This is a genomic window from Streptomyces sp. NPDC003034 (assembly GCF_053591375.1).
The window spans coordinates 144,090-151,856 of record NZ_JBSFTS010000013.1; the positions used below are offsets into that span (position 1 = coordinate 144,090).

Consider the following 7,767-nt stretch of genomic DNA (forward strand, 5'->3'; position numbering starts at 1 on the left):
GCGCGGCCTGTTCACCACCCGCCGGGAGCTGCGGCGTCCACCGTGAACACCGTCCCGTCGGGCGCGGTCCCGAACACCCGCCCGTCCGCCACCACGGGGGCGGGGATCGTCCCGCTGTACTGTCCCGAACCCATCCGGGCCTTCGTCTGGCCGATGAGGCGGCCCGCCCCGGCGTCCACCGCGAGCAGCCGCCCGTCGACCGCCGTCAGGTAGACCCGCCCGCCGCCCGGTACGGGGCGCGAGGTGATCGCCGCGCCCGTCTCCAGCCGCCACAGCTCCGCGTCCCCGCCGACCGCCGCCAGCGCGCCCGAGGCCCCGGCGGCGTACACCACGCCCTCGGGGCTCACGGCCGCCTCCGCTTGCAGCAGGGGAACGGCGAGCGGGGTCTCCTTCACCGACCGGGTCGCCAGATCCACCCGGAGCACGCCACGGGCCCTCGCCGCGTTGTCGCTCCGCAGCAGGTGCAGGGCCCCGTCCGACACGCCGACCGGCTCGGCCGTCCCGGCGGTGCGCACCCGCCACCGGACCGTGCCGTGGGCGGCCTCGACGGCCGTGATCTCGGTGGTCCTGCCGTCCCCGGAGGGGGTGGCGGCGTACAGGAGTGCTCCGTCCGGTCCTTCGGGGCCGGCGGTCCACAGCGATCCCACGCCACCGATCCGCTTGGTCCACCTGACCGCTCCGGTGGCCGCGTCGAGGGCGGTGACCTCACCGTCCCCGCCGGCCAGGAGGACGGCCCCGGCAGCCGGTACGACCCTGGCGCCTGCCGGGAGTTCCTTCTCCCAGCGCCGGTCACCGGTTTCCGGATCGAGGGCCCGCACGGCCCGGCCTCCGGCGGCCTCGGTCAGGACGAGTCCGCCGACGTGCAGCGGGGCCCGGCCGCCGGCCCCGGGGGCGGCGGCCCGGACCGACCAGGAGACGGAGCCGTCGGCCGGGTCCAGCCGGGCGGCGGCCAGCTGGGGCGTCGAGCAGTACAGGGCGCCGCCGGCTCCGGAGCAGGACACGATGCGGTTCCCCGCCCCCTGGCTCTCCAGGGGCGTCACCCACGGGCTGAACGGCGGGGCGGGCGGCGCCGGTTCCTGCGCGGCCGTGTGCACGGCGGGCTCCCGCTCCCCCCGGAGCTGCAGATATCCACCGGCCGCCCCACCGGTCAGCAGGAGTCCGGCGGCCAGCGCCCCGGCGGCCCGCCATCGCCATCGCCCCCGCCCCCGCCCCCGCCCCTGACCGGTGGCCGCGCCTGATGCGGCCGCCGCAGGGCGTACGTCCACCCGGCGGTGCGTGAGCTCGTCGGCCACCGGCTCCGGCCCGGACGGCTCCGGCCCGGACGGCTCCGGCCCGGACGGCAGCGGGCGGCGCGGGTGCGGGTGGCGCGGATGCGGGAAGACCCGGGTGTCCTCGCCGGTCGGATAGGCGGCGGCCCGCAGCTCACCGAGCAGGGCGTCGGGAGTGGGCCGGTCGGCGGGGTCCTTCGCCAGGCAGCGGGCGATGAGGGGGGCGAGAGCGGCCGGCACCCCCGTCAGATCCGGCTCGCTGTGCACCACCTGGTAGGCGACGAGATAGTGGCTGTCGGAATCGAAGGGTCCGCGGCCGGTCATCGCGTGCGTGAGCACGGCGCCCATCGCGAACACGTCCGCGGCCGGTCCCACCTCCCGGGGCCGCTGGAACTGCTCCGGCGCCATGAACGGCGGTGTCCCGATCAGCTTGCCGGTCTCGGTGCGCAGATCGCTGTCCGTCGGCCGCGAGATCCCGAAGTCGATGACGCGTACCCCGTCGGGCGCCATCAGCACGTTGCTGGGCTTCAGATCCCGGTGCACCACACCGGCCCGGTGGATGTCCCGCAGGGCCTCCGCCAGTCCGGCGCCGAGCCGCGCCGCCTCGGCCTCGTCGAGCGGCCGCTCCCGTACCCGCTCGGCGAGGGTCGGCGCGTCGATGAACAGGGTGGCCATCCAGGGCCGCTCGGCTCCGGGATCGGCGTCCACGACCGGCGCCGTGAAGGCCCCGCTCACCCGCCGGGCGGCGGCGACCTCCTGCCGGAACCGCGCCCGGAACTCCGGATCCACCGCGTGCTGCGGGTGCACGACCTTGACGGCCAGCCGCAGCCCGGATCCCGAGGTGGCCAGATGTACGACCCCCATGCCGCCGGAGCCCAGGACGGATTCCAGCCGGTACTGACCGGCGTACTCCGGAAATCCGGCTCGCTCCGCGCGCGGTGAATGCACTGCCGACCACCCCCGCCGGAGCCTAGCGGATGGCTCATATGGACCGGTAAGGTCCTGCTACCCTGCGCGAGTTGCGGAGCGTCATGCTCAAGGGGGAGATTTCTCATGTCGGTTGAAAGCGTTCCGGACCAGGTCGAAAGCCTTTCCGGAGAATCCGGATACCAGTCGTATCCGGTCGCCCCGGGATACCGCGTCAATGTCCGCAGTGGTCCGGGCACCCATTATTCGATCATGAAGGTCCTGCCCTACGACGCCGTCGTGTCCATCCGCTGCCAGTGCCCGGGCACCACGGTCACCGGCCCGTACGGCACCACGAACATCTGGGACTGCATAGGCAACGGGCTCTACGTGTCCGACGCCTACGTGAAGACGGGCGCAGACGGCTACGTCACCAACCGCTGCGGCTGACCTCCTGCAAGCCGCTCACGTCCAGCAGGTCCTCTGTCCCGCACGGCCGTTCATCCCGCACGGCCCGTACATCCCGCACAGCCCGTACATCCGCACGGCCCGTCTGACACGTGAGACACGCCCTGGCCCGGCCGGACCGACGGGGGATAATCGCTGATGTGAGCGACGACCAGCGAGACCAGACCCCCGCCGGCCCGGCCCCGGCGGCCCCGACCGGCCCGGAGCCCGAAGCGATCCGTTTCTTCGGTACCACCTGGGTGAACCACGACGGCGGCTACGCCCTGCGCCGCGCCGGCGCCGCCCTCGGCTCTCTGGCCGCCGCCGTGCTCGGCGCCTTCGTCCTCCGCTTCGCCTACGAGGGCCTGGAGATCGGCGACGTCGGCCCGTTCCTCAGCATCTCCGTCGTGGTCCTCTTCGCGATCGCCAGCTCCATCGCCTTCGCCAAGACCTGGGACTCCTTCAGCCGCCGCCCGGCCCCCTCCTCCGACGAGGCGGCCCTCAAGGGCCTCAAGGCCATCGGTTTCATCGGCTCCCTCATCGCGTACTTCCTGCGCTGCCTGGTCGAGGCTCCGGGCGAGAAGCTGCGCCGCGCCGAGTACGAGCGCGCCTCGGCCGAGTTCGTCCGCCGCCGCACCTCCCGTACGGGCAACCCGGCCGCTCGCCGCCCCAAGCGCAAGAAGTAACCCCGGCCGCCGAGACCCCGGCCGAGACCCGCCGGACCCGCCCGGCCTCCGTGTCTCCTCCCCCCGGTTGACGTCCCGGCACAGCCGGGAGCATTATTCATCACATGATGAATAACCAGTCCGAAGGAGTCACGACCGCCGTGCACGCCCGCGGTCTGACCGTCCGCCGAGGCACCGGCCGCGCCCCCCGCACCGTCCTCGACGGCATCGCCTTCGACGTGCCGCGCGGCCGTATCACCGGCCTCCTGGGCCCCTCCGGCTGCGGGAAGTCCACTCTCATGCGCGCCGTCGTCGGCACTCAGGCCCACGTCACCGGCACCCTCGAAGTCCTCGGCCGCCCCGCCGGCCACCCCGACCTCCGCTCGCGCATCGGCTACGTCACCCAGGCGCCCTCCGTCTACGACGACCTCACCGTCCGGCAGAACCTCGACTACTTCGCCGCCGTCCTCGACCCCGGCCGCGCCGCCGCCGACCGCCGTGCCGGCACGGTCACCCGCGCCATCTCCGACGTCGACCTCACCACCCACGCCGACGCCCTGGCCGGCAACCTCTCCGGCGGCCAGCGCAGCCGCGTCTCCCTCGCCGTCGCCCTGCTCGGCGCCCCCGAGCTCCTGGTCCTCGACGAACCCACGGTCGGCCTCGACCCCGTCCTGCGCCGCGACCTGTGGCAGCTCTTCCACGAGATCGCCGCCACCCGCGGGGCGACGATCCTCGTCTCCTCCCACGTCATGGACGAGGCCGAGCGCTGCCACGACCTGCTGCTCATGCGCGAGGGCCGCATCCTCGCCCAGGACACCCCCGACGCACTGCGCGCCCGTACGCACTGCGCCACCGTCGAGGAGGCCTTCCTGCGCCTCGTCGACGAAGCCAACGCGACCGCCCCCCGGGAGCAGAGCCGATGAACCCCCGTCCCTCACCCGCCACCGCCCGAACGTCCGCCGCCACCCCCGGCCCGGCGCCCGCACCCGGCCTCTCGGGCGCGCGCCTGGCGCCCTCCCTCTCCCGCACCGCCGCCACCGCCGCCCGCGTCTTGCGCCAGCTCCGCCACGACCCGCGCTCCATCGCGCTGATGCTCCTGGTTCCCGTACTGATGCTCACGCTGCTGCGCTTCGTCTTCGACGCGAACCCGCGCACCTTCGACAGCGTCGGCGCCAGCCTCCTCGGCATCTTCCCGCTGATCACGATGTTCCTGGTGACCTCCATCGCCACACTGCGCGAGCGCACCTCCGGCACCCTGGAACGCCTCCTCGCCATGCCCCTCGGCAAGGGCGACCTCATCGCCGGCTACGCCCTCGCCTTCGCCGCCGTCGCCGCCGTCCAGTCCCTCCTCGCCACCGGCCTCGCCCTGTGGCTCCTCGGCCTCGACGTGGTCGGATCCCCCTGGCTGGTCCTGCTCGTCGCCCTCCTCGACGCGCTCCTCGGCACCGCCCTCGGCCTCTTCGTCTCCGCCTTCGCGTCCTCCGAATTCCAGGCCGTCCAGTTCATGCCGGCCGTGATCTTCCCCCAGCTGCTGCTCTGCGGCCTGTTCACGCCCCGCCACACCATGCATCCGGTCCTGGAGGCCATCTCCGACGTCCTGCCCATGTCCTACGCCGTCGACGGCATGACCCAGGTCCTCACCCACACCGACATGACCGCCGACTTCGTCCGCGACGCCGTCGTCGTCGCCGCCTGCGCCCTGCTCGTCCTCGTCCTGGGCGCGGCCACCCTCCGCCGCCGCACACCCTGAGCCCGTGCGGACCGCGCGGCGCCCACGGACCGGACAACCGCTCTCCGGCACCGGCCCGGGTGCGAGGATGAGGACGTATACGGAGCGCACGCGCAGCAAACGTTCGGCGAGGTGGATCGGGCATGACCCAGACAGTCGCAGTCCTCGGTACCGGCAAGATCGGTGAAGCCCTGCTCAGCGGCATGATCCGGGCGGGCTGGCCCGCCTCGAAACTCCTGGTCACCGCCCGCCGCGCCGAACGGGCCGAGGAGCTCCGTACGCGCTACGGCGTCGAGGCCGTCAGCAACGCGGAGGCCGCCAAGCGCGCCGACACCCTCATCCTCACCGTCAAGCCGCAGGACATGGGCAAGCTCCTCGAAGAGCTCGCCCCGCACGTCCCCGCCGACCGCCTGGTCATCAGCGGCGCGGCGGGTGTCCCCACCTCCTACTTCGAGGAGCGGCTCGCGGCCGGGACCCCCGTGGTGCGCGTCATGACGAACACCCCCGCCCTCGTCGACGAGGCCATGTCGGTCATCTCGGCCGGCAGCCACGCCACCGCCGACCACCTGCTCCACACCGAGGAGATCTTCGGCGGGGTGGGCAAGACCTTGCGCGTCCCCGAGTCCCAGCAGGACGCGGCGACCGCCCTCTCCGGCTCCGGCCCCGCGTACTTCTACTTCCTCGTGGAAGCCATGACCGACGCGGGCATCCTCCTCGGCCTGCCCCGCGCCCAGGCGCACGACCTGATCGTGCAGGCCGCGATCGGCGCCGCCGTGATGCTCCGCGACAGCGGCGAGCACCCGGTGAAGCTCCGCGAGGCCGTCACCTCCCCGGCCGGTACGACGATCAACGCCATCGTGGAGCTGGAGAAGCACGGCGTGCGGGCAGCGCTGATCGCCGCCCTCGAAGCGGCCCGCGACCGCAGCCGCGAGCTCGCCTCCGGCAACGGCTGAGAAGGGGGGGACGGCCCGCCCCGGCCGCACCCCATGCCGGTCCGAGTCCCTCAGGGTTCGAGGAGGCCGATCGCCCGGTACGCCCGGTCCACCAGCGGCCGGGCCAGCGCCCGTGCCCGCCCGGCCCCCTCCCGCAAGACCTCCTCCACCGCGCCCGGATCGGCCGCGAGCTCGGCGTGACGCTCCCGCACCGGCCGCAACAGCTCGACCACCGCGTCGGCGACGTCCCGCTTGAGCGCGCCGTACCCCTGGTACCCGTCCGCCAGCGCGGCCGGATCACCCCCGGTGCAGGCCGCCAGGATGTCGAGCAGGTTCGCGACTCCGGGCCGCGCCTGCCGGTCGTGGACCACGGCGCCGTCGGCGCTGTCGGTGACCGCCCGCATCACCTTCTTGCGCACGGCCCCGGGTTCGTCCAGCAGGTAGACGATCCCGGCTCCGCTCGCGTGGGACTTACCCATCTTCGAGGTCGGCGCCTGCAGGTCCATGACCCGCGCGGCCACCGCCGGAAGCGTCGCTTTCGGGACGGTGAAGGTGTGCCCGTACCGCTGGTTGAACCGCACCGCGAGGTCCCGGGTCAGCTCGACGTGCTGCCGCTGGTCCTCACCCACCGGCACCTCGTCGGTCCCGTACGCCAGGATGTCGGCGGCCATCAGCACCGGATAGGTGAGCAGGGACAGCCGTACGCCGTCCCCGGCGGACCGCGCCTGCGCCGTCTTCTCCTTGTACTGGATCATGCGCCGCAGCTCGCCGTCGGTGGCGGTGCACTCCAGCAGGTACGCCAGCCGGGTGTGCTCGTCGACATGGCTCTGCACGAAGAGCGTGCACCGCTGCGGATCGAGCCCTGCGGCGAGCAGCAGTGTCGCCGCCTGCCGGCTGAGCCGCCGCACCCGCGCCGGCTCGTGCGCCACGGTGAGCGCGTGCAGGTCCACGACGCAGAACAGCGCCTCGTCGGCCTGCTGGTCGGCGGCGACCCACTGCCGCACGGCCCCCAGGTAGTTCCCCAGGGTCAGGTGGCCGGTCGGTTTGACCCCGCTGAAGATCCTCGTCATGTCCTGCTCTCCCTTGTGTGTGAGTGGGTACCGGGCCACCGCGTCGGGCGACCGGGCCCTCCCGGAGGGGGGAGAAACAAGAACGGCCGCCGTAAGCGGCGGCCGTGAGCGCATGCGTGCTCGCGTGGAAGGAGGGCCGCCGTCAGGCGGCCCACCAGCGAAGGCTGAGCGTGAGCGCATGCGTAGTCATGGGCCCAGCGTAGAGGGAGGCGCGGGAGAACGGGGGGAAGTTAGGGCGTCCCGCGCGGCTCGGGTGGACGGAGGTTGACACACCCGTACCTGCTCCGTAAGGTTCTTCGAGTTGTCCGAAGTGAGCGCCGGCCCCGGTCGGTCCCCGGACAGCCATTCCGCACTACCCACTCGAACGAACGACGCACTTCGTCGTCTCGTTTTCATGCGTATTTGCGAATGAGGAATCCGTGTCCGAAGGGCGCGGCCGCCGATTGGTTCGGTGGCGAGGAATCCGCTACTGTCTCACTCGCCGCAAGGGCCCAACGGCCCTCAAGGCAAAGCCCGCTGACTGGGATCAGGCCCGATAAGGATCTGATAGAGTCGGAATCGCCGGAAAGGGAAACGCGAAAGCGGGAACGCTGGAAAGCGAAACCCGCTTCGACCGGGAATCGGACGCGAAAGAGTCTGATAGAGTCGGAAACATAGAACGAAGCCCGGAGGAAAGCCGCAGCCGATGTGCTGAGGTGAGTACAAAGGAAGCGTCCGTTCCTTGAGAACTCAACAGCGTGCCAAAAATCA

7 protein-coding genes are annotated in these 7,767 nt (G+C 72.6%); 5 read left to right on the forward strand and 2 right to left on the reverse strand.

Translation table 11 applies throughout. From position 1 onward, the window contains the following. Positions 1 to 11: 11 nt before the first annotated feature. Positions 12 to 2,216: a serine/threonine-protein kinase gene (locus ACWDX7_RS16105; RefSeq protein ID WP_451491336.1), complete on the reverse strand. Its 2,205-nt coding sequence runs from the start codon at positions 2,214 to 2,216 to the stop codon at positions 12 to 14. Between the two features lie 105 nt (positions 2,217 to 2,321). Between ACWDX7_RS16105 and ACWDX7_RS16110 the strand changes: the two genes are divergently transcribed. From ACWDX7_RS16110 to proC, 5 genes are all read left to right on the forward strand, one after another. After that, the gene (locus ACWDX7_RS16110; RefSeq protein ID WP_451491335.1) at positions 2,322 to 2,624 is read left to right on the forward strand and encodes a peptidase; all 303 of its coding nucleotides are present in this window, start codon (positions 2,322 to 2,324) and stop codon (positions 2,622 to 2,624) included. Between the two features lie 149 nt (positions 2,625 to 2,773). Continuing rightward, complete coding sequence (locus ACWDX7_RS16115) at positions 2,774 to 3,307, forward strand: hypothetical protein (RefSeq protein WP_451491452.1); 534 nt, start codon at positions 2,774 to 2,776, stop codon at positions 3,305 to 3,307. Positions 3,308 to 3,411: 104 nt separating this feature from the next. Next, positions 3,412 to 4,209, forward strand: a complete 798-nt coding sequence (locus tag ACWDX7_RS16120; RefSeq protein ID WP_451491334.1) for an ABC transporter ATP-binding protein — start codon at positions 3,412 to 3,414, stop codon at positions 4,207 to 4,209. Beyond that, on the forward strand, positions 4,206 to 5,036 hold the full coding sequence (locus ACWDX7_RS16125) for an ABC transporter permease (protein ID WP_451491333.1): 831 nt from the start codon (positions 4,206 to 4,208) through the stop codon (positions 5,034 to 5,036). Before ACWDX7_RS16120 ends, ACWDX7_RS16125 begins: the two co-directional genes overlap by 4 nt. A 122-nt stretch (positions 5,037 to 5,158) precedes the next feature. Continuing rightward, the gene (gene proC, locus ACWDX7_RS16130) at positions 5,159 to 5,968 is read left to right on the forward strand and encodes a pyrroline-5-carboxylate reductase (protein WP_451491332.1); all 810 of its coding nucleotides are present in this window, start codon (positions 5,159 to 5,161) and stop codon (positions 5,966 to 5,968) included. Positions 5,969 to 6,018: 50 nt separating this feature from the next. On the opposite strand, the gene trpS is transcribed toward proC, so the two are convergent. Beyond that, on the reverse strand, positions 6,019 to 7,017 hold the full coding sequence (trpS, locus tag ACWDX7_RS16135; protein WP_451491331.1) for a tryptophan--tRNA ligase: 999 nt from the start codon (positions 7,015 to 7,017) through the stop codon (positions 6,019 to 6,021). Positions 7,018 to 7,767 lie beyond the last annotated feature (750 nt).

What these genes read in the sequence shown, in the direction of transcription:
- ACWDX7_RS16110 (WP_451491335.1), top strand. Translation starts at nt 2,322, where the DNA reads ATGTCGGTTGAAAGCGTTCCGGACCAGGTCGAAAGCCTTTCCGGAGAA.
- ACWDX7_RS16120 (WP_451491334.1), top strand. Translation starts at nt 3,412, where the DNA reads ATGATGAATAACCAGTCCGAAGGAGTCACGACCGCCGTGCACGCCCGC.
- ACWDX7_RS16125 (WP_451491333.1), top strand. Translation starts at nt 4,206, where the DNA reads ATGAACCCCCGTCCCTCACCCGCCACCGCCCGAACGTCCGCCGCCACC.
- proC (WP_451491332.1), top strand. Translation starts at nt 5,159, where the DNA reads ATGACCCAGACAGTCGCAGTCCTCGGTACCGGCAAGATCGGTGAAGCC.
- trpS (WP_451491331.1), bottom strand. Translation starts at nt 7,017, where the DNA reads ATGACGAGGATCTTCAGCGGGGTCAAACCGACCGGCCACCTGACCCTG.